Origin of the sequence: Methylonatrum kenyense (genome assembly GCF_023195885.1) — a bacterium.
Classification (GTDB): Bacteria; Pseudomonadota; Gammaproteobacteria; order Nitrococcales; family Aquisalimonadaceae; genus Methylonatrum; species Methylonatrum kenyense.
On sequence record NZ_JALPKO010000003.1, the window covers coordinates 117,899 to 142,276 of the forward strand.

The 24,378-nt window shown below is 64.5% G+C and carries 25 protein-coding genes; 14 read left to right on the forward strand and 11 right to left on the reverse strand.

Annotated features, from left to right (window positions below):
- Positions 1–48: 48 nt before the first annotated feature.
- Genes M0534_RS04660 through ccoN form a run of 11 tightly spaced genes read right to left on the reverse strand, consistent with a single transcriptional unit; the run spans position 49 to position 10,848 of the window.
- The gene (locus M0534_RS04660; protein WP_248567252.1) at positions 49–2,103 is read right to left on the reverse strand and encodes a cytochrome c biogenesis protein ResB; all 2,055 of its coding nucleotides are present in this window, start codon (positions 2,101–2,103) and stop codon (positions 49–51) included.
- Positions 2,103–2,861 (reverse strand): sulfite exporter TauE/SafE family protein, encoded by a 759-nt coding sequence (locus M0534_RS04665; protein WP_248567253.1) that lies wholly within the window; start codon positions 2,859–2,861, stop codon positions 2,103–2,105. The genes M0534_RS04660 and M0534_RS04665 overlap by 1 nt, the downstream gene beginning before the upstream one ends.
- Positions 2,858–3,031, reverse strand: a complete 174-nt coding sequence (ccoS, locus tag M0534_RS04670; protein ID WP_248567254.1) for a cbb3-type cytochrome oxidase assembly protein CcoS — start codon at positions 3,029–3,031, stop codon at positions 2,858–2,860. The genes M0534_RS04665 and ccoS overlap by 4 nt, the downstream gene beginning before the upstream one ends.
- Positions 3,028–5,493, reverse strand: a complete 2,466-nt coding sequence (locus tag M0534_RS04675; protein WP_248567255.1) for a heavy metal translocating P-type ATPase — start codon at positions 5,491–5,493, stop codon at positions 3,028–3,030. The genes ccoS and M0534_RS04675 overlap by 4 nt, the downstream gene beginning before the upstream one ends.
- Entirely contained in the window at positions 5,490–5,996 is a 507-nt protein-coding gene (locus M0534_RS04680; RefSeq protein ID WP_248567256.1) for a FixH family protein, read from the reverse strand. The genes M0534_RS04675 and M0534_RS04680 overlap by 4 nt, the downstream gene beginning before the upstream one ends.
- A gap of 32 nt (positions 5,997–6,028) precedes the next feature.
- Positions 6,029–7,405: a cytochrome c oxidase accessory protein CcoG gene (gene ccoG / locus M0534_RS04685; protein ID WP_248567257.1), complete on the reverse strand. Its 1,377-nt coding sequence runs from the start codon at positions 7,403–7,405 to the stop codon at positions 6,029–6,031.
- Entirely contained in the window at positions 7,405–7,680 is a 276-nt protein-coding gene (locus tag M0534_RS04690; protein ID WP_248567258.1) for a hypothetical protein, read from the reverse strand. Before M0534_RS04690 ends, ccoG begins: the two co-directional genes overlap by 1 nt.
- Positions 7,681–7,700: 20 nt before the next feature.
- On the reverse strand, positions 7,701–8,615 hold the full coding sequence (gene ccoP, locus M0534_RS04695; RefSeq protein WP_248567259.1) for a cytochrome-c oxidase, cbb3-type subunit III: 915 nt from the start codon (positions 8,613–8,615) through the stop codon (positions 7,701–7,703).
- Positions 8,612–8,794, reverse strand: coding sequence for a cbb3-type cytochrome oxidase subunit 3 (locus M0534_RS04700; RefSeq protein WP_248567260.1), 183 nt, complete (start codon positions 8,792–8,794; stop codon positions 8,612–8,614). Before M0534_RS04700 ends, ccoP begins: the two co-directional genes overlap by 4 nt.
- 13 nt (positions 8,795–8,807) lie before the next feature.
- On the reverse strand, positions 8,808–9,419 hold the full coding sequence (ccoO, locus tag M0534_RS04705; protein WP_248567261.1) for a cytochrome-c oxidase, cbb3-type subunit II: 612 nt from the start codon (positions 9,417–9,419) through the stop codon (positions 8,808–8,810).
- A gap of 4 nt (positions 9,420–9,423) precedes the next feature.
- Positions 9,424–10,848: a cytochrome-c oxidase, cbb3-type subunit I gene (ccoN, locus tag M0534_RS04710; RefSeq protein WP_248567262.1), complete on the reverse strand. Its 1,425-nt coding sequence runs from the start codon at positions 10,846–10,848 to the stop codon at positions 9,424–9,426.
- Between the two features lie 798 nt (positions 10,849–11,646).
- On the opposite strand from ccoN, the gene M0534_RS04715 reads away from it, so the two are divergent.
- The 14 genes from M0534_RS04715 (at position 11,647) to M0534_RS04780 (ending at position 24,312) form a co-directional block, all read left to right on the forward strand.
- Complete coding sequence (locus tag M0534_RS04715) at positions 11,647–13,068, forward strand: form I ribulose bisphosphate carboxylase large subunit (protein ID WP_248567263.1); 1,422 nt, start codon at positions 11,647–11,649, stop codon at positions 13,066–13,068.
- A gap of 78 nt (positions 13,069–13,146) precedes the next feature.
- Positions 13,147–13,479 (forward strand): ribulose bisphosphate carboxylase small subunit, encoded by a 333-nt coding sequence (locus M0534_RS04720; protein WP_248567264.1) that lies wholly within the window; start codon positions 13,147–13,149, stop codon positions 13,477–13,479.
- Positions 13,480–13,628: 149 nt separating this feature from the next.
- Entirely contained in the window at positions 13,629–16,493 is a 2,865-nt protein-coding gene (locus tag M0534_RS04725; protein WP_248567501.1) for a CsoS2 family carboxysome shell protein, read from the forward strand.
- 23 nt (positions 16,494–16,516) lie between these two features.
- A complete protein-coding gene (locus M0534_RS04730) occupies positions 16,517–18,061 on the forward strand; it encodes a carboxysome shell carbonic anhydrase (RefSeq protein ID WP_486875121.1) in 1,545 nt (514 codons plus the stop codon).
- 17 nt (positions 18,062–18,078) lie between these two features.
- Positions 18,079–18,330 carry an alpha-carboxysome shell vertex protein CsoS4 gene (gene csoS4, locus M0534_RS04735; protein ID WP_248567265.1) on the forward strand — a complete coding sequence of 84 codons (252 nt, stop codon included), beginning with the start codon at positions 18,079–18,081 and terminating at the stop codon, positions 18,328–18,330.
- 3 nt (positions 18,331–18,333) lie between these two features.
- Positions 18,334–18,666, forward strand: a complete 333-nt coding sequence (locus tag M0534_RS04740; protein WP_248567266.1) for a carboxysome peptide B — start codon at positions 18,334–18,336, stop codon at positions 18,664–18,666.
- Positions 18,667–18,713: 47 nt separating this feature from the next.
- The gene (csoS1, locus tag M0534_RS04745; protein ID WP_248567267.1) at positions 18,714–19,007 is read left to right on the forward strand and encodes an alpha-carboxysome major shell protein CsoS1; all 294 of its coding nucleotides are present in this window, start codon (positions 18,714–18,716) and stop codon (positions 19,005–19,007) included.
- A 66-nt stretch (positions 19,008–19,073) separates the two neighbouring features.
- Positions 19,074–19,388 (forward strand): alpha-carboxysome major shell protein CsoS1, encoded by a 315-nt coding sequence (csoS1, locus tag M0534_RS04750; protein WP_248567268.1) that lies wholly within the window; start codon positions 19,074–19,076, stop codon positions 19,386–19,388.
- Positions 19,389–19,398: 10 nt separating this feature from the next.
- A complete protein-coding gene (locus M0534_RS04755; RefSeq protein WP_248567269.1) occupies positions 19,399–19,842 on the forward strand; it encodes a ferritin-like domain-containing protein in 444 nt (147 codons plus the stop codon).
- Positions 19,835–20,116 carry a 4a-hydroxytetrahydrobiopterin dehydratase gene (locus M0534_RS04760; protein ID WP_248567270.1) on the forward strand — a complete coding sequence of 94 codons (282 nt, stop codon included), beginning with the start codon at positions 19,835–19,837 and terminating at the stop codon, positions 20,114–20,116. Before M0534_RS04755 ends, M0534_RS04760 begins: the two co-directional genes overlap by 8 nt.
- A 42-nt stretch (positions 20,117–20,158) precedes the next feature.
- A complete protein-coding gene (gene parA / locus M0534_RS04765) occupies positions 20,159–20,800 on the forward strand; it encodes a ParA family partition ATPase (protein WP_248567503.1) in 642 nt (213 codons plus the stop codon).
- The gene (locus M0534_RS04770; RefSeq protein WP_248567271.1) at positions 20,797–21,069 is read left to right on the forward strand and encodes a histone H1 protein; all 273 of its coding nucleotides are present in this window, start codon (positions 20,797–20,799) and stop codon (positions 21,067–21,069) included. The genes parA and M0534_RS04770 overlap by 4 nt, the downstream gene beginning before the upstream one ends.
- Positions 21,070–21,150: 81 nt before the next feature.
- Positions 21,151–21,954, forward strand: a complete 804-nt coding sequence (locus M0534_RS04775) for a CbbQ/NirQ/NorQ/GpvN family protein (protein ID WP_248567272.1) — start codon at positions 21,151–21,153, stop codon at positions 21,952–21,954.
- 36 nt (positions 21,955–21,990) lie between these two features.
- Positions 21,991–24,312: a nitric oxide reductase activation protein NorD gene (locus tag M0534_RS04780; protein WP_248567273.1), complete on the forward strand. Its 2,322-nt coding sequence runs from the start codon at positions 21,991–21,993 to the stop codon at positions 24,310–24,312.
- The last annotated feature ends 66 nt before the right edge of the window (positions 24,313–24,378 follow it).

Genomic DNA, 24,378 nt, shown 5'->3' on the forward strand with positions numbered 1-24,378 from the left:
GAAAAAATGCGGACTCCAACGCAGGCGTGCGAATAAATCAACGTTTCCCTAGACGCCTTTTGTCGCGCCCTGGCGTGCCGTCCGCAGCCTGCTTTCCAGGTGACCTGCGAGTGATCGAAAGCGCTGTTCCTGTGCGGGGTTGTCCCGGGCGGAGGTGCTGGCGAGGAGCAATCGGCTGCCGCCGTCGGAATGTGGCTGGATCAGGCACCAGCTGCGGCGGTAGCTGACGAAAAAGGACAGGAACACACCGATCGTGAGCAGTGCGAATCCTGCATAGACTACCGGCTTGCCCGGCGCGCGCGTGATTTCCAACGTGCTGGCCTGGCGCAGATCGAAGTCGTCCAGCTGCAGGAAAAGTGGTGCGCCGAAGCGTTCCAGTGCCGGGATCGTGGCCAGGCTGTGGCTCAGGAATTCGGCGTCATCGGCGTCCAGCGTGCGTTCCGGGTCGTCGCCAGCCATGCCGAGGGCCTGGCGATAGGCCAGATCCAGGGCCTGGTCGACCGCGCGGTCCAGCAGGACTGCCGGCGGATTTTGCCGGTCCGTGGCCTCGGTTCGCGTCTGTATCAGGCGGTCCATGGCCGGCTGCCCTCCGTCCACCAGGGCGGTCAGCAATTCCGTGGTTCGCGCCGTCAGATGGCCCGCGCTGATCGGGAATTCCCGTGCCATTTCGCCAAGCACGTCGTGAACGGCACGCGATGCGATGCTGCCGCGTTGGTCCGCATCGCCAAGCAGGGCGGCCAGTGCCGAGAAGCGCCCCGGACTTCCGTTGTGGTCGGCGGGGATGTGCAGATAGCGAAAATCCGCGGTACCCGGGGCACGAACCCCGCTGACGAAGTAGGGCCGACCATCCAGCGTCATGGGCCGCATGTAGCTCTCGAACTCCAGGAGCCGCCCAGCGGCGTCGCGGAGTTCGTAGCGGACACGCGGCCCCACATCACGTACGGACCGGCGGCCGTGCTCGTCCAGTCCATCCGGCTGCGCGTTGACCGGTTCGAAATCGGTAACCCGTAACTGGTACTCCCGGTCACCGATCCGCAAGCCCTGCTCGCCGAAGGTTTGCAGATTGATTGCCCGTGCCCGCCCGGTGCCGTCGGCCAATGGCCAGGCCTTGAGGTTCAGGGCCGAGCCGCCATCGCCGAAGCCCGCCTGGAATATCGTGTAGCCGCCGTGCTGGAGTGGCTCATTGACGCGTATCGTCCGTTGCAGCGGCTGCTCCAGCCCTGGCGCATGGAGCACGACATCGGATTCGTAGGCCCGTGGTTCGCCGCTGGCGTAGTGCAGCACGCGAAACGCGTCCAGACGCAGCTCGAACGGCAGCTCCCGGACCACGTAGCCGTCACGCAATTGCAGGAAGGCGACGCTGGCGCGCTCGCCCTCCGGGATGGTGACGATACCGCGAAACGCATCCCGGCCGGGCGCCAGGCGGCTTTCAGCTCGCATTTCTGTGATCGGCAAGGCCCGGGTTTCGGTGATCACGTCACCCCGCCACTCGCGGAATTTCAGTGCCAGATTGCTATCCATCAGGCCGCCGATGGCGATGACCACAATGGCAAGATGCAGCGCAACGTAACCCAGCCGGTTACTGCGCCCGGCGAGCCCTGCGATCAGCAGGTTGTCGCCCTGGCGCTTGGCTCGCGTGCGGTAGCCGTGGTGCCGCAGGACCTGCTCGGCAATGGCGGCACTCTCGGGCGCTGGCTGCAGGACCTGCAATTGCCGATGGTGCCGCAGGCGGCGCAGGGAGCTGGCTTGCTGGTGGGTCTGGTACTGCCGCATCTGACGCAGCATTCCCGGGCTCCGACGCCACAGGCAGACGCTGGTCGACAGCAGCATGGCGGACAGAATGGCCAGGAACCAGGCCGCCGAGTAGACGTCGAATAGGCCCATCCGCTGGAAGACCCCGAACCAGAAAGGGCCGAACGTTTCCAGGTAATCCGGATAAGGTTGGTTCTGCTGCAGGACAGTGCCGATCACCGATGCAATACCCAGCACCACCAGCAGTGTCACGGCCAGCCGCATCGAGCCGAGGAACGACAGAATTGCCCGCAACCGGTGGCTGCGGGTGAGCAGGGCCGGCCCAGGCCATCGGGTCGAAATCCTGTCCATTATCGTGGCGGGGCAGAGGGCTCGTGGGCCGCCGCTGCGTGGTGATGGCCATGATGCCCGTCGCCCGACGGATGCTGCAGCAGGTGCATCAGCGGCGAGGCCATGGTCCACACGCCAAAAGCGAGCAGCAGTGCTCCGCCCAGCCGGCGGGTCCCTAGCCCGCCGCGCCATTGCACCAGGCGTTGCCCGAGGATGACGACGCCGGTCATCGCCGGCAATGTGCCCAGTCCAAACGCAAGCATGATGCCTGCGCCCCGGGCCGGATCACCGGAGGCGGCGGCCGCCAGCAGCGCCGTGTAGACCAGGCCACAGGGCAGCCAGCCCCAAAGCGCTCCCAGCGCGAGCGCATGCAGTGGCGAGCGTACCGGCAACAGGCGACGGGCCAGCGGTGCAAGATGACGCCAGACTCGTCCGCCCAGTGCCTCGATTCGCCGCAGTCCGGACCAGTCGAACAGCAGGTAGGCGGCTACCGCGATCAGCACCGCTCCGGTGGCGATGCGCAACGCTGCGCTCCAGCCGGTGCCGGGCAGTCCAAGCCCGATCACGGCCACCAGCAGCCCGGCCAGGGCCCCGAGCAGCGTATAGCTGCCGACACGCCCCAGGTTGTAGGCGATGGTCGTCAGCCATCGCCGGCCGGTGCGGTCCGCGGCCATGCCGGTGCCAAGGCTGCCGGCAATCCCGCCGCACATCCCCAGGCAGTGCGTACTGCCGGCAAAGCCGATCAGGAAGGCGGCAACAAGCGTGAGTTCGGCCGTCACCGGTTGTCCTTCTTGCGCGGGCGTTTCTTATCGTCGTCGTCGCTGAGCACGGTGTAGGCCGGCGAGTCCAGATCGTCGTATTGACCACTTCGTACCGCCCAGAAGAATGCCCAGACGGCGACACCGACAAGGATCAGGCTGATCGGAATGGAGATGAAGATCACGTTCATGGCTGCAGCACTCCCTGGGAGCGGGTGTTTGCCGGTGGCAATACACAGCGTCCGACCGCATGGTCGCGGCCACAAAGCCGGCGGGCGTTCATCACCACGACCACGGAACTCAGGGTCATGCCGATGGCGGCAAGCCAGGGCGGCACCAGGCCCATGGCAGCCAGCGGCAGTACGCTGGCATTGTAGCTGGCCGACAACGCCAGGTTCTGGCGGATCACGCGCAGGGTGCGGCGGGCGGTGGCAAGGCCATCGGCCAGGTGGCGCAGGCGTCCGCCGAGCAGCACCATGGCGGCACTGGTCTGGGCCAGGGCAGTCCCTTCGTTCAGGGCCGCCGATACGTTGGCGCCAGCCAGCACCGGGGCATCGTTGATACCATCCCCGACCATCAGGACCACTGCGCCCTCGGCCTGGATCTGACGCAGCCGCGCCAGCTTTTGCTCGGGGCTCATGCGCGCCTGCCAACGCCGGATCGACAGCCGTTCCGCAACACCCTCGACCGCGGAAGGTGCATCGCCGCTTGCGATCTCCACATCGATGCCGGCTGCCTGCAGCGCGGCGACAGTTTCCGCGGCGTCAGATCGCAGCCGGTCGGCCAGGCGGTAGGCAGCGAGAAGGCCGTGTTCGTTGCCGAGCACCACCCAGGCACCGCGGGCAAGTTCGTCGGAGACCCCGGCGCCGGACAGGTCGGCAACCCAGTCCGGCCGGCCGATGCGGTAGCGCTGGCCGGCAATGCTGCCGTCGACACCGGCGCCCCGCACCACCTCCGCGTTTTCCGCCGGTGCCCCGGCAGGGTCGCGCGGGAACGCGCGTGCCAGCGGATGCTCCGAGTGATGTTCCAGGGCGCTGGCAATTGCCAGTGCCTGGCGGTCGCTGCAGTCGGACAGGCGTCTGACCTCGACCACGCCGAGCCGTCCTTCGGTCAGGGTTCCGGTCTTGTCCAGCACGACATGGTTGACCTTGGCCAGGGTTTCCAGTGCGTCGCCCCGGGTGACCAGCAGGCCATTGGAAGCCATGCGGTTGGTGCCTGCCGCCAATGCCGTGGGAGTGGCCAGCGACAGGGCGCAGGGACAGGTTGCGACCAGCATGGCCAGGGTTACCGGAAACGCCATGGCGGGGTCGATCCGCCACCAGACAGCGAATACGGTAAGCGCGGCGACCAGTACGACACTGACGAAATAACGGGCAACGGTATCCGCCAGTCGGGCAAGTCCCGGCCGTTCCGCCTGGGCCCGGCGCAGCAGCCGACTGATGTGCGAGACCACGGTGTCCTGGCCCAGCCGGTCGACGCGGATCTCGATGCTGTCGCCCAGGTTCACACTGCCGCCGACAACCGAACTGCCGGCGTAGCGGACCTGCGGATCCGATTCGCCGGTGAGCATGGATTCATCGACCCTGCCATGGCCCCGGAGCACGGTGCCATCGGCGGGGATCGTCGCGCCGGGGCGCACCAGCAGCCGGTCGCCGAGGCTCAGGTCACGCAGCGGCACTTCTTCCTCGCCGCCGTCGCCGCCGAGGCGGATGGCGGTGTCGGGAACCAGTCGCGCGAGCGCATCGTTGGTGGCGTTGGCACGATGTCTGGCTGCCATTTCCACGTAACGGGCCACCAGCAGGAAAAAGGTGAACATGGAAATCGAGTCGAAGTAGATCTCCGGGCCGCCCATGAAGGTGACCCAGACGCTGGCGAAATAGCCGGCGCCGATCGCCAGCGATACGGGCACGTCCATCCCCGGTCGCAGATTGCGCAGATCACGGATTGCGCCAAGGAAGATGGGCAGACCGGCATACAGCACCACCGGGGTCGCCACCAGCATGCTCACCAGCCGCAGGAACTGCATGTGGTCGGGATCCATGCCATGGTACTGGCCGAAGTACAGGGCAACGGCGAACATCATGGCCTGCATCATGCCGAGACCGGCGACGATCAGGCGGCGCATGGCGCTGCGACGTTCCCGGTTGGCCTGCGTTGCCATGGCATCGGCAAGGACGGGGTGCGGCTGATAGCCGAGGCGGCCCATATGTGCCATGAGCTGACTCAGGTGTACCTGGTCCGGATCCCAGCGCAGCATGGCCCGTCCGGTGGCGGGATTGACCCGGATCTCACGGATCCCCGGGACGCCATCAAGACTGCGTTCGATCAGCCAGCCGCAGGCGGTGCAGTACAGGCCTTCGATGAGCAGGGAGGCCTCGCAGATGCCGTCGTTGTCCCGAAACACGAAATCCTGCTGCACCCGGTCCTCGTCGAAGCGCGCGTAGCGATCCACGCGACCGGCGGAAATATCTTCCGGTCGGCCGGTCGGGGCCGGGCGGAATTTGTAGAAGTCGTCCAGCCCGGCGCCGAAGATCATCGACGCCACCGCATGGCAACCGCTGCAGCAGATCGGCTGCGGCGCATCGTCGACGGTGATCTCGAGCGTGCAGTCCGCAGGCACCGCATCACCGCAGTGATAACAGGTCGTGGTCATGCGTCGTGCTCGCCACCGTTCAGGGACAGTTCCCGGTCTTCCGGATCCATGTCACGGATGATGAGCCAGCCGTCCGTCTCGGAAGTCAGTCTCAGGTAATAGCGTCCGTGGATCGGCCGCTGGGCGTCCGCGCGATACAGGCCGCTGCTGTCCCGCTGCAGGTCCAGTTCCAGGTCCCGCGATGCGTGGGTGGCGTGCGACAGGGCCAGATGCAGTGTCTCCGGTAGTTCCTGCTTCCCTTCGAGACGCAGCGTGATGGCGCCATGCTCCCGGTCCATGACCAGTTGCCCACGGAGCCCCAGCTCCTCGGCGCGCACCTCCTTTTCCTGGACACGGTGCAGGGCCCGACCGACCTGATAGTAGTCATCCACGACCACGCTGTCGGCATTGATCACGGCGGTCGCCAGCAGGCTCAGTCCCAGCACGATGGAGGCCATCGGCGGCGCCAGCACGAACCAGAGCCAGAATTCACGATACCAGGGGCGTTTTTCGGCATCAGCCATGGCAGGGCTCCTTGATCCACCGCAGCTGCGGCTTAGTCACGCGGTCCATTGAACCGCGCCGTGTTGGTGACATGCACATCCGGGTCCTGCAGCGATTCCAGTCGAAGCTGGAAGGGCTGGCCCGGTCCGTCGATCTTGTCGCGCGGGACCTGAACACGGACCACCACCGAGTCGGTGCTGCCGGCACCCACCCGGATGCGATCGTCTTGGACGAAGGCCTCGATGCCCTCCAGTCCGTCGACGCGCAGGGCGTAGTCGTGGGCGATCCGATCCTTGTTCAGGATGCGCACGGTGAAGACATTCTCGATGGTGGCCCAGTCCACTTCGCGGTAAACCACGTTGCGATCCGCCAGCACCTCGATCGACAGGGGAACGCGCTGACTGATGCTGTAGCCCATGCCGGCGAGGACCGCCAGGAGAAGCACTGCGTAGACCACCACCCTGGGTCTGAGTACCCGAGCCGGTTTGCCGGCGATTGCGTTCTCGGTGGAGTAACGGATCAGGCCGCGGGGGTAATTCATCTTGTCCATGACACCGTTGCAGGCATCAATGCACGCGGCGCAGGCAATGCACTCGTATTGCAGCCCCTCGCGGATGTCGATGCCGGTGGGGCAGGCCTGCACGCAGAGGTTGCAATCAATGCAGTCGCCGAGCCCCTGGGCTTTCGGGTCTGCCTTGCGCGCGCGGCCGCCGCGTGGCTCGCCGCGTTCCTCGTCGTAGGAAATGATCAGGGTGTTGCGGTCGAACATGGCGCTCTGAAAGCGCGCGTAGGGACACATGTAGATGCAGACCTGCTCACGCAGGAAGCCGGCATTGCCCCAGGTGGCAACGCTGTAGAACAGCAGCCAGAACCACTCCCAGAAGCCCAGCGACAGCTGCATGACCCCCTGGCCCAGTTCAAGGATCGGCGTGAAGTAGCCGACAAACGTGAAACCGGTGAACAGGGCGAACACGATCCATAACAGATGCTTGCCGCCGCGACGCAGGATCTTCTTCCGTGTCCAGGGAGCCTTGTCCAGGCGCAGCCGTTTCTGCCGGTTGCCCTCGGTCAGACGCTCCATCCAGATGAAGGCCTCGGTCCAGACCGTTTGCGGACAGGCATAGCCGCACCACAGGCGGCCGGCCAGCGCGGTGAAGAAGAACAGTGACAGGGCGGCGACAATCAGCAGCAGCGCCAGATAGACGAAATCCTGGGGCCAGAATGTCAGTGCGAACAGATGGAACTGACGTGATGGCAGGTCGAACAGCACGGCCTGCCGATCATCCCATTGCAGCCACGGCAGGCCGTAGTAGATGCCGAGCAGCACCACCACCGCCAGATTGCGCAGGTGCTGGAACGGTCCCTTGACCTCGCGCGGATGGATCTTTTCCCGCGCGACGTACATTTCTGACTGCTGTTGCTCGCTCATCAGGTCGGCCTGTTGCCCATCTTTTGAAGGATCAGACACAGGATGCTGGAGGCCAGGCCGACTCCCCAGAACATGAAGAAGCCGATGGTGTAGCCGCCCAGGCGACTGATGTTCCATTCGGGCAGTGTTTGCACCTGCAGGGTTTCCGGATCGATGTTGCCGAAGAACACGACGCTGGCGACCGCGGCGACCAGGAATGACGGCCAGACCGTGGTGCCGTAGCGCTGCAGCAGCCGGCGCTTGCGTTCATCCTGCCCATTGCTGAGGCTTGCCATGCGTTGACTGCGGACGGCGCCTACTCGGCGTCGCCCGCATCCTCCCGTTCGTCCGCCGACAGGCTGTAGACATAGGCAGCGAGCACATGCACCCGGTCCTCGCCAAGCAGGTCCTTCTGCGCCGGCATGCGGCCGCGCCGACCATCACGGATGGTGGTCATGATGGAGTCCATGCCGCCCCCGTAGGTCCACTCGTCGCGGGTCAGCTTGGGCGCCCCCATGGCCTTGTTTCCCTCGCCGCCTGGTCCGTGGCAGGCTGCGCAGAAGTTGCCGAACGTCTCCTCTCCCCGCTGGATCAGGTCCTCCGGTGCGTCCCGGCCGCTCAGGTGGAACACGAAGGCCGCGGTCGCTTCCACGTCCTCGTCGTCCATGGCGCCGCCAAAGCCGGGCATGACGGCCTCGCGCCCGTTGAGGATGCTGGCGTAGATCTCCTCCGGTTCGCCGCCCCATTGCCAGGTGTCGTTGGCGATATTCGGGAAGCCGATCCGGCCGCCACCGTCCGCGCCATGGCAGACCGCGCAGTTGTTGCCAAACAGGCGGCGACCGGTCTGCATGGCTTCGTCGTTGCGCGCGAGTTCCGGGATCGGGATCTTCGCGTACTCCGCGAATAGCGGCGCCGTGCGCTCTTCCATGGACGCCACTTCCTCTTCCCAGGCGCCGTACTGGGACCAGCCAAGCAGGCCGTCGAAACGGCCGAGTCCCGGATAGAGGACCAGGTAGATCAGCCCGAAAACGATGGTGATGTAGAACAGCCACAGCCACCAACGCGGCATCGGCCGGTTCAGTTCGCTCAGGCCGTCCCACTCGTGGCCAGTGGTCTCGTGCTCGGCGGCCTCGCCGGGGCGTTTTCGCGCCGTCCATCGAATCAGCCAGACGCAGGCAAGGATGTTGGCCAGGGCGATCAGGGTGATCCACCAGCTCCAGAACGCACTCATGACCGATCTCCTTTCCGCTGGTTGCGGTCATCGTCCAGTGGTTTCTCTTCCTCGAAGGGCAGGTTCGCTGCCTCTTCGAAGTGCTTCTTGCGCTTGCTGCTGTAGGCCCACAGCACGATGCCGATGAACAGCACCAGCATCAGCAGGGTGAGCAGGCCGTAAAACGTGTTGATGTCCATGCTCCGCTCTCCTTTACCGGTTGCGCTCGACGGCGGTGCCGAGACCCTGCAGATAGGCGATGATTGCCTCCATTTCGGTCTTGCCGTCGACTTTCTCGGCGGCGTTCTCGATCTGCTCGTCGGTGTAGGGCACGTTCAGCCAGCGTTGCTGGGCGCGCATCCGCCGCGCGATCTGCTCGCCGTCGATGGTCCGGTCGGCCAGCCAGGGGTAGGCGGGCATATTGGATTCCGGCACCACGTCACGCGGATTGAGCAAGTGGATTTCGTGCCAGAGGTCGGTGTACAGACCGCCCACACGGGCCAGGTCGGGGCCGGTGCGCTTGGAACCCCACTGGAACGGGCGGTCGTAGACGAATTCACCGGCCAGCGAGTAGTGGCCGTAGCGCTCCGTTTCGGCGCGGAACGGACGAATCATCTGCGAATGGCAGTTGTAGCAGCCCTCCCGCACGTAGATATCGCGTCCGGCGAACTCCAGTGGTGCATAGGGCTCGACGCCTTCAGTCGGTTCCGTGGTCTCGCTCAGGAACAGCAGCGGTACGATTTGCACCAGCCCGGCAACGCTGATGACAAGTGCGATCAGCACGGCCATCAGCCCGATGTTCTTTTCAATGACGGAATGGTCCATGCGCTCAGCCCTCCTGCGGCACGGTGTTGGTGGTGGTGACGCGGGCGGTCTCCGGACGCGTGGTCATCCAGACGTTCCAGGTCATGATCAGCATGCCGGCCAGGAACAGGACACCACCGAGCAGACGCACCATGTAGTAGGGGTAGGTCGCGACCAGGGACTCGATGAAGGTGTAGGTGAGCGTGCCGTCCTCATTGACAGCGCGCCACATCAGGCCCTGCATGACGCCGGCGATCCACATGGCGGCGATGTACAGGACCACGCCGATGGTTGCGATCCAGAAATGCAACTCGATGGCCTTGACGCTGTGCATCTGCTCGCGGCCGTACAGTCGCGGAATCAGGTGATAGATCGCGCCGAAGGTGATGAACGCGACCCAGCCCAGGGCCCCGGCATGGACATGACCCACGGTCCAGTCGGTGTAGTGGGACAGGGCGTTGACTGTCTTGATCGACATCATCGGCCCCTCGAAGGTGGCCATGCCGTAGAACGACAGCGAGACGATCAGGAACTTGAGGATCGGGTCGGTGCGCAGCTTATGCCAGGCCCCGGACAGGGTCATGATGCCGTTGATCATGCCGCCCCAGCTCGGCGCCAGCAGGATCAGCGAGAACACCATGCCCAGCGACTGGGCCCATTCCGGCAGCGCGGTGTAATGCAGGTGGTGCGGGCCGGCCCACATGTAGATGGAGATCAGCGCCCAGAAGTGCACGATCGACAGCCGGTAGGAGTAGATCGGCCGGTTGGCCTGCTTGGGCACGAAGTAGTACATCATGCCGAGGAAGCCGGCGGTCAGGAAAAAGCCCACCGCGTTATGGCCGTACCACCACTGCACCATGGCATCCACGGCCCCGGCGTAGATCGGGTAGGACTTGGTCAGCGACACCGGGATCACCAGATTGTTGACCACGTGCAGCACGGCCACGGTGATGATGAAGGCACCGTAGAACCAGTTAGCCACGTAGATGTGCCGGACCCGGCGCTTGACGATGGTGCCGAAGAAGACGACGGCGTAGCTGATCCAGACCACTGCGATCAACAGGGCGATCGGCCATTCCAGCTCGGCGTATTCCTTGCTCTGGGTGATGCCCAGCGGCAGCGTGATGGCGGCCAGCACGATCACGGTCTGCCAGCCCCAGAAGGTGAACGATGCCAGTTTCGGCGCGAACAGGGGCGTCTGGCAGGTACGCTGGACGACCCAGTAGGAGGTTGCGAAAAGTGCCGAACCGCCGAACGCGAAGATCACGGCATTGGTGTGCAGCGGACGCAGCCGTCCGTAACTGAACCAGGGAAATTCCGTGTTCAGGGCGGGCCAGATCAGCTGTGCGGCAATCAATACGCCCACTGCCATGCCGACCACGCCCCAGACCACGGTCGCCAGCGCGAACTGGCGGACCACGTTTTCGTTGTATTTGATTGTGCCGTCCATCAATGGAGCCCCATCGCCAGGATAAGAATGGTTTATGAGCGCATGGCCCATCCGGCTGGATGGTCCAACGTTCCGCGCGTGCATGTTTTGATCTGGATCAATCCGCGGCCTGGGAGGCACCACAAGCCGTACCCGAGCGTGTAGCAGTGGATCCGCGCGGTGGCGAAGCAGGCTCGGGCGCATAAGCGCCCTGGCGTTGTGACCGCTGCCTCCAAGTTATTCACAGAAGCTGTGGATAACGCTGTGGACGAATGGCAGGGAAAAGACGCTTAACCTTGTCAGACAAGGCCTTGTGTCAGTTTGCTTAAGATTTGGCCAAGGGCATAAAAAATCAAAGTAAACAAGTTGTTATGGAGTCTTTGTCAGGAACCGCTTTGGCAAAATCGGGGAAGTTGCCGTGAGATGCGTTGCTTTGTGGGCAACTCCATGGATGAGGTCGCGCGGCCAGGCGGATGTCAAGCCCTGATTTCGCGGGTTTGGTCGCGGTCAGCCATTGACAACCTTCTAAGAAAGCATGGGCGTAGGGCAGGTCCGTCGCGACTCGATAGGCGGGCGATTTTTGTGCACTGCGTATGTGCCAGGAGCGAAAATTGAGCTATGGTTGCGGACCAGTTTTTTGGATACCGCGGGATTCGGGCACCAGACGCAGAACAAAAAATGGTCCGGCGGTTGCAGCACCCATAAAAATACATAGATAGAAGTAAATCTATCCTATCTAAATTATTTATTTGTTATAAGGATTCCGCCTTCCTAATCTAGCGGACCATCACGATCAACCAACGCGTAGGAGAAAGCCAAATGGCCGGGAAGAAGTACTCCGCGGGCGTCAAGGATTACCGCGAAACATACTGGATGCCGGAATACACGCCGCTCGATACCGATATTCTGGCGTGTTTCAAGATCACCCCGCAGCCGGGTATTGATCGTGAGGAAGCCGCCGCCGCCGTTGCCGCTGAATCCTCCACCGGCACATGGACCACTGTCTGGACCGATCTGCTGACCGACCTCGATTACTACAAGGGTCGTGCGTACGCCATTGAGGATGTGCCGGGTGACGACGAGTCCTTCTACGCGTTTATCGCCTACCCGATCGACCTGTTCGAAGAAGGCTCGATGGTCAATGTGTTCACTTCGCTGGTCGGTAACGTGTTCGGTTTCAAGGCGATTCGGATGCTGCGCCTCGAAGACGTGCGTTTCCCGATTGCCTACGTCAAGACCTGTGGTGGTCCGCCGCAGGGCATCCAGGTCGAGCGGGACGTGATGAACAAGTACGGCCGGCCGCTGCTCGGCTGCACCATCAAGCCGAAGCTGGGCCTGTCCGGCAAAAACTACGGTCGTGCAGTGTACGAATGCCTGCGTGGTGGCCTCGACTTCACCAAGGATGACGAGAACATCAACTCGCAGCCCTTCATGCGCTGGCGGCAGCGGTTCGACTTCGTGATGGAAGCGATCCACAAGGCCGAGGCCGAGACCGGTGAGCGCAAGGGTCATTACCTGAACGTGACCGCCCCGACCCCGGAAGAAATGTACAAGCGTGCCGAGTACGCCAAGGAAATTGGCGCACCGATCATCATGCACGACTACATCACCGGCGGTTTCTGTGCCAACACGGGTCTGGCCAACTGGTGCCGAGACAACGGTGTGCTGTTGCACATCCACCGCGCCATGCATGCCGTGCTCGACCGCCATCCGAAGCACGGTATCCACTTCCGCGTGCTGGCCAAGATCCTGCGCCTGTCGGGTGGTGACCATCTGCATACCGGCACCGTGGTCGGCAAGCTGGAAGGCGATCGCGCGGCGACTCTGGGTTGGATCGACCTGCTGCGTGAATCCTTCGTCCCGGAAGATCGCTCGCGCGGCATCTTCTTCGATCAGGACTGGGGCTCCATGCCGGGCGTCTTCGCAGTCGCCTCCGGTGGCATCCACGTCTGGCACATGCCGGCGCTGGTCAACATCTTCGGCGACGACTCCGTGCTGCAGTTCGGCGGCGGCACCCTGGGCCATCCCTGGGGCAATGCGCCGGGTGCCACGGCGAACCGTGTCGCTCTGGAGGCCTGTGTCCAGGCACGCAACGAGGGTCGCGAGATCGAGAAGGAAGGCAAGGAAATCCTGACCGAGGCTGCCAATAGCAGCCCCGAACTCAAGATCGCCATGGAAACCTGGAAAGAGATCAAGTTCGAGTTCGACACCGTCGACAAGCTGGACGTGCAGCACAAGTAATGGCGCGGCCCGGCGGGCGCCACGGGGGCTGCCCGCCATTCAGGCCTACCGAGAGAACCAACACACAGGATGACCGACATGTCCGACGTTCAGAGTTTCAAGCAGTCGCAGAAGTACGAGACGTTTTCCTATCTGCCGGAGATGACCGCTGATCAGGTGCGGCGCCAGATTCAGTATTGCATCGCCCAGGGCTGGAGCCCGTCGATCGAGCACAGCGAGAAGGAAAACGCCTTCGGCCACTACTGGTACATGTGGAAGCTGCCGCTGTTCGGCGAGCAGTCGGTGGAAGCCGTGCTGGCCGAGATCGACGAGTGCCGTCGCGCCAACCCGGGCCACCTGGTGCGCTTCGTCGCCTACGACAACTATGCCCAGAGCCAGGGCATGGCTTTCGTGGTCGATCGCGGCCGCTGATCCACGGGCGGTTGGTCCCGGGACCAACCGCCGCATCCAGTTCCATCCGGATTCGCTGACGCCAAGCGGAAGGAAGTGCCATGAGTAATCCGACATCGGGGTCCGAACGTCTGTCGGGGCGCGAGCTCGCCCTCGCACGACGCAAGGCCATGTCAAAGGGCGGGAAGGCGGCCCTGCAGACGAACGCGAAGCAGGGCGGTGACAGCCGTGCCGGTCGCGTGCGACCTGCTGCCGAGCCGCAGGCACCGGCGACCTCGCTGGTGCCACAGGAGCGGCAGGCTGCACCTTCGCCGGAGTCGCTGGCAACCGCCTCGCCGCAGCGCCCGGCACCCGAGCGTACGCCGGAGCCCGGGATCAGCAGTGGTGCTTCCAACGGGCGTCAGATTGCCCTGGAACGTCGCCGCGACGCAGCCCGTCGTGGCAAGAAAGCGCTCAAGGGGGCCAATGCCCGGGCGGAAGGCATGGCGCGAATGGGGTCGGCCCGGTCGCGTCAGCTCGAGGCCCTGGCCAGGTCGCAGAATGTAGACTGCTCGAACATGAGTGGGCGCGAAATTTGCCGCCTGCGGCGTCATGCGCTGGCCAATGAGGGCAAGGCGGCAGTGGCGTCCGAGACGCGCCGTCAGGACCTGTTGAAAGGCCGCGCGGCATCGCCAGCGAGTCGACCCGGCAACGGCCGGTCCGCTCCGGCGGTTGAGGAACGCGTCGCGGAAGAAGCCGTTGAAGCCGGATTCCAGGCCTTGTGTGACCAGGTCGAGTCGACGCCGGCCGACGCCGGTGGCGTCACCGAGCCACTGGTTTCGTCGGTCCGTGCGCTGTGCATGGCCCGGCGCGAGGCCATGGCGCATCGCGGCAAACGCGGCCTGCGTCAGCGCCGTAACGGCGGTGGGTTTGGCCGTGGCGTGATGCCCCAGGAAGGCACCTGGAAGGCGGCGCAGCGCAAGGGGTATTCAACCCGCGAAATTGCCCGTCAGCGGCGTGAGGAACTGTGCCAGATCGGGCGCGGCTCATCCGAGCCGGCACGTCCCTGCGGTCGACCGAAGGTGGAGTCGGCGGCGCCGGTCAAGGTCGAGGAGAGCGAGACGCTGTCCGGTGGTCGCGTGACCGGCACCCAGGTTCAGCGGGCAGCGGCTGTAACCGGGACCGAGGCTGGTAGCTGCAGCGCCATCACCGGCACCGAATACCTCAGTCTCGAACACTACGACCGGTATTGCGGGCAGCGCCCCGTTGGCGGACCCGGCAAGGTGGGCCAGTCGCATACTGCCAGTGGCCAGGCCGTCAGCGGTACCGAAGTGGGCCGCTCGCCGCGGGTCACCGGAGACGAGGCCGGTACCTGTGGCGCCGTGACCGGAACGGAATACCTGGCTTCCGAGCAGTTCGAGGGCTTCTGTGGTACGCGGCCGGAGGTCGGCCCGCGAAAGGTCAACGCGATGCCGACCCGCGGTGGCGAAGTGGTCTCTGGCACCAGCGTCGGTCGCAGTCCGGTGGTCACTGGCGACGAATCCGGTTCCTGCCGCAGCATTACCGGCACCGAGTACCTGAACGAAGCCGCGAGCGAGGTTCCCTGTGGCACACCGTCGGCGGACGGTGTGCCGAAGGTGGGTGTCATGCACACCCTGAAGGGCCGCGAGTTGACCGGTACCGAGGTGGGCCGCTCGGTCCATGTGACCGGTGACGAATACGGCAGCTGCAAGCCGGTGACCGGTACCGAGTATCTGGGTCAGGAGCAGTTTGACAGCTTCTGCGGCAGTCAGCCGGCAGCGACTCCCGAGAAGGTGCACGAGCTGCGCACGCTCGGTGACCAGACCATTACCGGTACTGCGATCGGGCGCAGCCCGCGTGTCACCGGTGATGAGAACGGATCCTGCGGACACCTGACCGGAACGCCGTACTACAACAAGGCGGATTTCGGTGAGCTGTGCCGTGAGCCCGCGGCGGGTGGCGTGCCCAAGGTGGGTGTGATGCACACCCTGCGTGGCAAGGAAGTCTCGGGCACCCAGGTCGGGCGCTCGTTCAATGTCACCGGCGATGAATACGGGGGCTGCAAGCCGATCACCGGTACGGAATATGTGGGCTCGGACCACTATCAGGCATTCTGCGGCTCCAGCCCGGAAGCGCCTCCGGGCAAGGTCACCGTTGGCCGGACCTGGAACCAGCAGTCGGTGTCCGGCACCCCGGTTGGTCGATCCAGCCGTGTGACCGGCGACGAATACGGGGCCTGCAAGCCCGTGAGTGGTACGCCGTATATCGGGCCCGATCAGTACGATGCTTTCTGCGAGGCGCCGGAGACGGATGTCGCCGGTCAGCGCGTGGCCGATCGCCACGCCACCCCGGGTCACCCCGTGTCAGGCAGTCAGCCCGGCTATGACGAGCGCGTGACCGGTACCGAGCGCGGTGCTTGCCAGAATGTATCGGGTGCTCCTTATGTCGGGTCGGACGAGTTCGGCCAGGCATGCCCGCCGGATGCGTCAGGCCTGCATCCGAGGTTCCGGCCCGAGGGCATGCAGCCGGCAGCCGCGGCACCGGCGTCCCGGCCGATGCCGAACGGTGGTTTCAGCGTCGAGACGCCGGCGCGTACCGCGCAGCAGCGGCGCGAACGCCGTGTGACCGGAACCGCCTATGGCAGTGCCAGCGGTATCACCGGCCCGATCAACAAGGCGATGGGTCTGGTGTCGGGCACCGAGGAATTCCGTTACCGGGACCAGCGCGATCAGCCGGTGGTTGCAGAAGCCGAGGGGCCGGTGTCGGCCGCCGACCGGGTGACCGTCAATGGCAGCAGCAACGGTGTGACCATCACCGGTGATGACTGGCAGCGCGGCAACAACATTACCGGGACCGAGGGTTTTTCGACGCGTCGCAACCTCACCCAGCGCGGAAATCCGCGTGGTGAAGGCCGCAGCGCCTATGTCAATCGGGAGCTGGAACGCAAGGACGTGCCGCCCAGCAGGATCACCGGTTCGTCCGGGAACAGTGACGCCGGCTCGCTGGTGACGCTGTCCGGCGGTGCCCGGGGCTGAGCGGATAGAGGTGCCGAAAGGCCATGAGTCTCGGACGGCGTAGCAAGACGCCATTGGGTTCGCGTTACGCGATGCCGTCTGGCACGCCGGCCCCGCAACAGCCGCGGGAAGCGCCGCAGGAGCGTTCCCGCATGGATGCCGAGGCGCCACCGGAGCAGCCGGAACGGCTGCTGCAGCCGGGGCATCCGCTGGCGGACCGGGCGGCAAACGAGACGCTGCACGGCTTCGAGCAGGCGTTTCGGCAACGCTTCGAAAGGCTGGTGCCGGTGCTCAAGGAGCTGCATGCGACGCAACATGCGTTGTCGTTCCCGGAGCGGGCCAGGGAGTTGATTGCGGAGTCGCTTGGTTTCGCGGCCCCGGCAGCCTTGCTGGACGACGCCTGGATCAATGGACTGGATACGCGGGCCCTGTACCTGCACGGCATTTTCGAGTTGTTCGAGCAGGTGGTGAATGGCTACTGGGCAGGTCGGGACGATCTGGTGAGTGAGGCGGAACGCGCAACGGCCTACTTCCTGGATTGCGATTTCCACGAAGTGGATATCTCGCCATGTTCCGACGGCCGGTTGCTCGGCTTGCGCCGCTTCATCCTGCGGCTGCCGGATCTGGCGGTCCGGACCAGGAGCCATGCCGGGGCCCTGTTTGATGTTGAGGAGGATGTCAGGTACTGGACACGGCGCGAGCTATTGCGCTTTCGCGAAGGGCAGCCGACCACGGCGGATGTGCCAAGCCGCTACCTGAAGATCGCCGTGTACCACTTCAGCAGCCGGGATCCGGCGCACGAGGGTTGCATGGCGCACGGCAGCAACGAACGCGATGCGGCGGACGCGGCACTGAGGCAGTTGCGCAGCTTCAGGCAGGCGATAGAGAACACGTTTTGCTGCGGTGCCTCGGTGGACACCCTGCTGATCGGGGTCGATACCGACACGGACGCGATCAAGCTGCATGTGCCGGATGGCGAGACGCGGATGAGCCTGTACCGCTATGTCGACACGGCGGTGTTGTATCGGCAGACCCGCGAGCTGCCGGAACAGGAAGCATCGCTGCGGGTATACCAAGCGCTGCAGCAGGCCATCGCCCAGCAGGGCTGGGGGCGTGGCAAGGGCGAGCCGCATGAGGGAATGTTGCGGCTGATTACCCGGCTGCTGCTGAACAACCTGTCGCAGCTCGATTACGTGGCGCGGTACCACGATGGCCGGTACGCGGACGGGGGACATCGGGAACGGCTGATTCTGGTCGGCCACGAGGTGGAAGAGATGCAGGTGCGGAACTTCGCCTACTTCGCCCACCTGGAAACGCTGGAAGAGGGCGGGCCTGGGCTGGATGTCGGGGTCGAGAAGATTTTTCGCAAGCTCAACACAGAGCGCGGCCTGCCGATTCCCGTGGTGGTGCATTACCGCTACGACCGGCATGTGCCGGGGTCGCGGGAACGGGTGGAAAAACGCTGCCGGCGAATCCGGCGGGTGATTCTGGAACGGTACAGGGAACTGGTGGACCAGGGCCTGCTTGGCTGCCACATGGTAATTCGGGACAAGCAAAGCGGCAGTCAGCTGGAACGGCTTGCTGCCTGAGGGATGACGGAACGGCGATGAAGATCTGCAAGGTGGAAAAGACCCTGGTGTCGACCAACCGTATCAGCACGCTCGGCCATCGGCCGTTGCTGGTGGTGCGGGAGAAGAAGGGCGGTGCACGCACCGTTGCGGTCGATGCCGTCGGCTGCGTGCCGGGGGACTGGGTCATCGTGGTTGGCAGTTCGGCTGCCCGCGAAGCCGCCGGCAGCAAGGAATACCCCAGCGATGCGACGATCGTCGGCATCATCGACTACTGGGAGGATGAATAGTCCATGGAGATCATGCAGGTGAAGGATGAGCTCACCGTGACCCGCCGGGTCGACGGTTTGAAGACCACTTCCCTGCGCGTGCTCGTCGACCACCAGGGTGGCCAGGTGGTGGCGGTGGATCCGGTCGGAGCGCACCCGGGCAACTGGGTGTTCACCGTCAGCGGTTCTGCGGCACGGCATGCATTGGACGACAAGGCAATCACGACCGATCTGACCATCGCCGGCATCATCGATCATTGGGATGACGATGGTGACCGGCAGGGCAGGCCGGAGGAACGGGCTGGACACGACCAGACCAAGGCACAGCGCTCTGCCAGTAACCGCAAGGCGGCTTGAGCGTCATTTTTGAAGTAACTGTCAATCCAGGAGCAGGAGAAAGAGCAATGGCTACTGAACGTTTTGGTGTTGCGCTGGGCATGATCGAAACCCGCGGTCTGGTGCCGGCAATTGAAGCCGCTGATGCGATGACCAAGGCCTCCGAGGTGCGTCTGATCGGACGTCAGTTCGTCGGCGGTGGTTACGTGACCGTGCTGGTCCGTGGCGAAACCGGTGCCGTGAACGCCGCGGTGCGTGCGGGTGCGGATTCCTGCGAGCGAGTGGGTGACGGCCTGGTGGCCGCGCACATCATCGCCCGCGTGCATTCCGAAGTGGAATCCATCCTGCCGGAAAAGCCGTAAGGCGAAACCGGTAATTATGCCGCCGCGGCATCCTGCCCGGCGGCCCGAAGAGTGAAGAGGTAGACAATGGCGAGCGAAATTTCTGGTGTTGCGCTGGGCATGATCGAGACCCGCGGTCTGGTGCCGGCAATCGAAGCGGCTGACGCGATGACCAAGGCCTCCGAGGTGCGGCTGATCGGACGTCAGTTCGTCGGTGGCGGTTACGTGACCGTGCTGGTCCGCGGCGAAACCGGCGCCGTGAATGCTGCAGTGCGTGCCGGCGCGGATTCCTGTGAGCGAGTCGGTGACGGCCTGGTGGCTGCACACATCATCGCCCGCGTGCATTCCGAAGTGGAAAGCATTCTGCCGATGGCCCCGAGCGCCAACGGTTCTGCCAGCTGAGGCAGTCGCCATGTCTGATCCGCGGATCATCGGGTATCTGAGCCGCGCGGTAGCCCACGAGCTGTCCGCGGTTCAGCACTACCTGAGCCAGGCACGCCTGACGGCGTTTTGGGGCATGGAAGCGTTCAGCCGTGAACTTCGGCAGGAGGCGGACGAGGAGCTGGTGCATGCGGACCGGTTCATCACCCGTCTGCTGCAGTACGGGGTCAGCCCCAAGGGCGGTTCCCTGTCACCGGCCAGGCTGGGTCGGTCGCAGTCCGAGCTGCTGCTGCAGAACATCGAGCTGGAGCGGGATGCAGTGCGGCTTTACGAGGAAGCCGCGGACTACTGTCGCCGGCGCGGTGCCCTGGCGGATGCCGAGTTGTTCGAAGCGGTTCGCGACGAGGAACTCGATCACCTCCGCGGCATGGAGCAGCAATTGTACGACGCAGCGGATGGAGGCCGTCATGGCTGATACGCATTCTGTCGCACCTGCAGGCTGGGAGTCGACCAAGGGTTCGGCGGCACCGTCCATGAGCAAGAAATTCACGTTCGAGCGCTACGGCGTAACGCGGGAATTTCTTGACCGGTTGGCCGATCTCTCGGAAGAGGATGGCTATCACCCGAACATCAGTTTCGGTACGACCTACGTCAGCATCACGATCGACGCGCGGGACGGCGAGACCCTTGGCGAGGCTGACCGGGCCTTTGCCGAGGCGGTGGATCGTCTGGCAATCATCGAGGACTGACGCGTCGTGGGCAGGCAGATTCGTCGTCCGGATGGCAGAAAAATGGATGGAGCGGCCACGGTCATCGCGGTCGTCAACCAGAAGGGCGGTACCGGCAAGACCACGGTGACAATGAATCTGGCCGCCGGGCTTGCGCGACGCGGCCGGACGCTTGTGGTTGACGGCGATCCGCAGGGTTCGGCCGGTCAATGGGCGCGTATGGCGCCGGAGGAGCGGCCGTTTCCCGCATCGGTGTTCGCGGTCGCCGGCCCGCTCGACCGTGAACTCAAGGCGCTGCGGCGGGATTTCGAGTTTATTGTCGTGGACTGCCCACCAACGCTGGAAGGGGGGACGGTGTCAGGGGCGCTTGCGGCTGCGGACCAGGTACTGATTCCGGTACTGCCCTCGCCAATGGACCTCTGGGGCAGCGTGCGCATGGGGCGCCAACTGGATGATGCGAAGGCGGCCAACCCCAAGCTCAAGCCCTGCATTGTGGTCAACCAGGTGGAAGTGCGCAGCGCGCTTTCCAGGGCGATGAAAAGTGCCCTGATGGAGATCGACATTCCGGCCCTGGAACAGCATCTGCGACGGCGCGCAATCTATCGGCGTGCCGCCCTTGAGGGGGGCTCCGTCTATGACCTGGGCAAACCGGGGCTGGCGGCGGCCGCCGAAATCGACGCGATCATCGACGAGGTGTTGGCATGAGCAACCTGGAAAAGAAACTGGCCGCCGGCGTGCGCGCGGCGCGCGAGGAGCAGGACGAGGGCAAGCAGACGGCAAAGCCCGAGTCCGAGAAACCGGATTCGGCCAAGGCGGCGCCGAAAAAGGCCTCCGCCGCATCGAAGCCCCGGTCTGCCGCGGCGCGCAAGACAACGCCGCGCAAGCCTGCGGCCAAGACGCAAGCCACCGAGGCCAAGGCCACCGCCGACGAACCCTGGACCAATCTCCACCCGGACCATATCTGGCCGGATTGAGCGGCGACGTCGCCGGGTCCGCGATAGCGCCGGCAGCAATGCGCCGGCGCCGCGGTCGGCTGACGGCCTGAGGAGTCGAGAATGCAGGACGAACTGCGTGATCACCTGATCACCAAAGAACCGTATTATCAGCCGGTTGGCGACGAGGTCGAGCTCTACGAGGCGGCCTATTCGGTGCGTCTGCCGATGATGCTCAAGGGGCCGACCGGCAGCGGCAAGACCCGTTTCGTCGAGTACATGGCCTGGCGCCTGGGCAAGCCGCTGATCACGGTGGCCTGTAACGAGGACATGACCGCCTCGGACCTGGTCGGTCGGTTTTTGCTTGATGCCGAAGGGACCCGCTGGCAGGACGGCCCGCTGACACTGGCCGCTCGGCACGGTGCAATCTGCTACCTCGATGAAGTCGTCGAGGCCCGCCAGGACACGACGGTTGTGATTCACCCGCTGACGGATAACCGGCGCGTGCTGCCGCTGGAGAAGAAGGGCGAGCTGGTGGAGGCGCATCCGGACTTCCAGGTTGTGATTTCCTACAACCCTGGCTATCAGAGCCTGATGAAGGATCTGAAGCAGTCCACCAAGCAGCGTTTCGGCGCCCTGGATTTCGATTACCCGGATCACGACACCGAGGCCCGGATCGTGGCCCATGAGGGTGGCGTCAGTGAGGAACTCGCCGGCAATCTGGTCAGCGTTGCGGAGCGGGCCCGGAACCTGAAGGGGCACGGCCTGGACGAGGGCATTTCGACCCGCATGCTGGTTTATGCGGCGTCATTGATTGCCAAGGGCGTGCAGCCGCTCGGCGCCTGCCGCATGGCCCTGGTGCGGCCGATTACCGACGATCCGGACATGCGCGATGCGCTCGATTCCGCAGTCACCACGTTCTTCTAACAGGGTGCGGCGTCACGACGTTGCCTGGCCACGCTCATGAGTATCACCCTGGATGATTACAGCGATCTGCTCGAGGATCTGGGGCAACACGCCTCCGAAGTGCTCAAGTCGTCCTGGCAGGAAGCGAGCCGTGCATTCAGCGTCCAGGGGCTGAAGCGCTACTACCTGGAAGGTGCGCGCAGCCTGCATTCGCTGGGCCGCGGCAACGAGCTGGTCATCGCCTTCATCCAGGAGGCTCCGGATCTGGCGCATGAACTGGGCGAGGATGCGGTTGGCGAGCTGGTGAGTTCCGCCATCCGCATGTATTCCAAGACCAGCGCCGCGGTCATCACCCTGCTGATCTCCGTCAGCCCCACGGCAGCCCGCAAGCTCGGCGACCTGTCGCTGTTCCAGGGTTTTCTTCGCCTGCTGGACAATCTGCTCGGCCAGGCCCCTCGCGGTGTGCGGCCGATGCTCGAACACCTGGACGAACTGCTTGCACACCTGACCCTGGGCGGGCTGCGGCGCTGGGCGACTTGGGGCGCGGAGGCACACCGCACCGATCTGGAGGCGCAGCAGGCCTATTTCTCGCTCGGGTCTCCCGAAGCACGATCGGTGTTCCAGAAGGAACGTCGCGGCACACTGTTCGTCAACGTCCAGCGGCGGATCAACATGTACCTGCGGGCACTCTGGGCGCGCGACTTCTTCATGCGGCCGACCAGTGGCGACTTCGAGTCCAAGGAGGGCTATCGCCCGTTCATCGAAGGCTTCACGATTTTTTTGCCGGATGCCTATGACGATGAGGCGGGGCTGACCGGCCTGGATCTGTATCGCGCGGCGGCCGCGCATGCGGCGGCGCATATGGTCTACACCCGGGAGATGCAGGAGGACGAAAAGCCGCTGGCGCTGTTCGGGGTGCTTACCGAGCTGATCGAGGATGCCCGGGTCGAGACACTGGCGATCCGTGCGTTTCCCGGTCTGCGCCAGATCTGGAAGCCCCTGCACCATGCCGGACCCGAGGATGGCAATGAGGCGGCCGCGTTGATCGCGCGCACCGCCCGTGCACTGCTGGACCCGGACTACGAGGATGACGAGTATTTCGTGCATGCGGCGCGGACGCTGTTCAATGAACGTCTGGACCGTCTGGAGGAGCCGGGATTCAGCCGCCAGCTCGCCGCCGAGCTGGCCTCCCATTTTCCTTGGCAGAGCCACATCAATCCACGCAACGTCATGCCCGATGTGCGCTACCGGGACGACAACCGCTACATGTGGGCCTTCGGTCGCGAGGACGAGGATGCGGAGCTGGTGGCCGGCTCCAAGGGGCAGCAGGAGCGCCGTGACGTCACCATCATGGAGATGATCAACGAGCTCGATGTCCCCGGGGCCGGCGACGATGCGCAGCAGGTCTGGGTCCTGTCCACCGAGTTCTTCCGCGACTCCGAGGACGTCAGCATCAACCAGCAGGAAGGGCGCGAGCCCTTGTCCTTGCCATACCACTACCACGAGTGGGATTACCAGATGCAGCTGGAGCGGCCGCACTGGGTTACCTTGCTCGAGCGGCGGCCGCCGCTGGGTGAGCTGGAGGAGATCGAGGAACTTGCCAGCAAGCACCGGCCGATCATCTCGCGGTTGAAGTTCCTGATCGAGGCAATGCAGCCCCAGGGCGTGCAGCGCCAGCGCCGGCAGCCCGATGGTGACGAATTCGACCTCAATGCGCTGGTCGAGTCGCAGGTGGACCTGCGCATGCGGCGACAGCCCGATGAGCGTGTCTACATGCGTTCCATCCGCAAGGTCCGCGACCTGTCCGTGCTGGTGCTGCTCGACCTGTCCGAATCCACCAACGAGTACGTGCGCGGCACCGAGAACACCGTGGTCGGCCTGGCCCGTGAGGCAGCGGCGCTGCTGGCCGACGCGATCAACCGCATCGGTGATCCGTTTGCGATCCACGGTTTTTCCTCGGACGGACGCCACGACGTGGAGTACTTCCGGTTCAAAGATTTCGATGCCCCTTACGACGACTACGCCAAGGCCCGCCTGGCCGGCATGACCGGGCAGTTGTCGACCCGCATGGGCGCCGCGATTCGCCATGCCGGAGAGATGCTGCACCGGCAGGGGACGCAGAAAAAGCTGTTGCTGGTGCTGACCGACGGCGAACCGTCGGACACCGATGTGCGGGATCCCCAGTACCTGCGGCAGGATGCCAAACGTGCGGTCGAGGAGGCCGCCAAAAAGGGCGTGTTCACCTTCTGCATGAGCCTGGATCCCTATGCCGATGAATACGTCGAGCGGATTTTCGGTGCCCAGCATTACATGGTGCTGGATAACGTCGAACGACTGCCCGAGAAACTGCCGATGCTGTACGCGGGACTGACGCGTTGACCCGGTCCGTCGCGGCTTGTAATGCCCGTCGAACCGCCAAGGAGCCCACGTGACCACCCAGCCACG

What these genes read in the sequence shown, in the direction of transcription:
- M0534_RS04660 (WP_248567252.1), bottom strand. Translation starts at nt 2,103, where the DNA reads ATGGACAGGATTTCGACCCGATGGCCTGGGCCGGCCCTGCTCACCCGC.
- ccoS (WP_248567254.1), bottom strand. Translation starts at nt 3,031, where the DNA reads ATGAACGTGATCTTCATCTCCATTCCGATCAGCCTGATCCTTGTCGGT.
- M0534_RS04675 (WP_248567255.1), bottom strand. Translation starts at nt 5,493, where the DNA reads ATGACCACGACCTGTTATCACTGCGGTGATGCGGTGCCTGCGGACTGC.
- M0534_RS04680 (WP_248567256.1), bottom strand. Translation starts at nt 5,996, where the DNA reads ATGGCTGATGCCGAAAAACGCCCCTGGTATCGTGAATTCTGGCTCTGG.
- ccoG (WP_248567257.1), bottom strand. Translation starts at nt 7,405, where the DNA reads ATGAGCGAGCAACAGCAGTCAGAAATGTACGTCGCGCGGGAAAAGATC.
- M0534_RS04690 (WP_248567258.1), bottom strand. Translation starts at nt 7,680, where the DNA reads ATGGCAAGCCTCAGCAATGGGCAGGATGAACGCAAGCGCCGGCTGCTG.
- ccoP (WP_248567259.1), bottom strand. Translation starts at nt 8,615, where the DNA reads ATGAGTGCGTTCTGGAGCTGGTGGATCACCCTGATCGCCCTGGCCAAC.
- M0534_RS04700 (WP_248567260.1), bottom strand. Translation starts at nt 8,794, where the DNA reads ATGGACATCAACACGTTTTACGGCCTGCTCACCCTGCTGATGCTGGTG.
- ccoO (WP_248567261.1), bottom strand. Translation starts at nt 9,419, where the DNA reads ATGGACCATTCCGTCATTGAAAAGAACATCGGGCTGATGGCCGTGCTG.
- ccoN (WP_248567262.1), bottom strand. Translation starts at nt 10,848, where the DNA reads ATGGACGGCACAATCAAATACAACGAAAACGTGGTCCGCCAGTTCGCG.
- M0534_RS04715 (WP_248567263.1), top strand. Translation starts at nt 11,647, where the DNA reads ATGGCCGGGAAGAAGTACTCCGCGGGCGTCAAGGATTACCGCGAAACA.
- M0534_RS04720 (WP_248567264.1), top strand. Translation starts at nt 13,147, where the DNA reads ATGTCCGACGTTCAGAGTTTCAAGCAGTCGCAGAAGTACGAGACGTTT.
- M0534_RS04725 (WP_248567501.1), top strand. Translation starts at nt 13,629, where the DNA reads ATGTCAAAGGGCGGGAAGGCGGCCCTGCAGACGAACGCGAAGCAGGGC.
- M0534_RS04730 (WP_486875121.1), top strand. Translation starts at nt 16,517, where the DNA reads ATGAGTCTCGGACGGCGTAGCAAGACGCCATTGGGTTCGCGTTACGCG.
- csoS4 (WP_248567265.1), top strand. Translation starts at nt 18,079, where the DNA reads ATGAAGATCTGCAAGGTGGAAAAGACCCTGGTGTCGACCAACCGTATC.
- M0534_RS04740 (WP_248567266.1), top strand. Translation starts at nt 18,334, where the DNA reads ATGGAGATCATGCAGGTGAAGGATGAGCTCACCGTGACCCGCCGGGTC.
- csoS1 (WP_248567267.1), top strand. Translation starts at nt 18,714, where the DNA reads ATGGCTACTGAACGTTTTGGTGTTGCGCTGGGCATGATCGAAACCCGC.
- csoS1 (WP_248567268.1), top strand. Translation starts at nt 19,074, where the DNA reads ATGGCGAGCGAAATTTCTGGTGTTGCGCTGGGCATGATCGAGACCCGC.
- M0534_RS04755 (WP_248567269.1), top strand. Translation starts at nt 19,399, where the DNA reads ATGTCTGATCCGCGGATCATCGGGTATCTGAGCCGCGCGGTAGCCCAC.
- M0534_RS04760 (WP_248567270.1), top strand. Translation starts at nt 19,835, where the DNA reads ATGGCTGATACGCATTCTGTCGCACCTGCAGGCTGGGAGTCGACCAAG.
- parA (WP_248567503.1), top strand. Translation starts at nt 20,159, where the DNA reads ATGGATGGAGCGGCCACGGTCATCGCGGTCGTCAACCAGAAGGGCGGT.
- M0534_RS04770 (WP_248567271.1), top strand. Translation starts at nt 20,797, where the DNA reads ATGAGCAACCTGGAAAAGAAACTGGCCGCCGGCGTGCGCGCGGCGCGC.
- M0534_RS04775 (WP_248567272.1), top strand. Translation starts at nt 21,151, where the DNA reads ATGCAGGACGAACTGCGTGATCACCTGATCACCAAAGAACCGTATTAT.
- M0534_RS04780 (WP_248567273.1), top strand. Translation starts at nt 21,991, where the DNA reads ATGAGTATCACCCTGGATGATTACAGCGATCTGCTCGAGGATCTGGGG.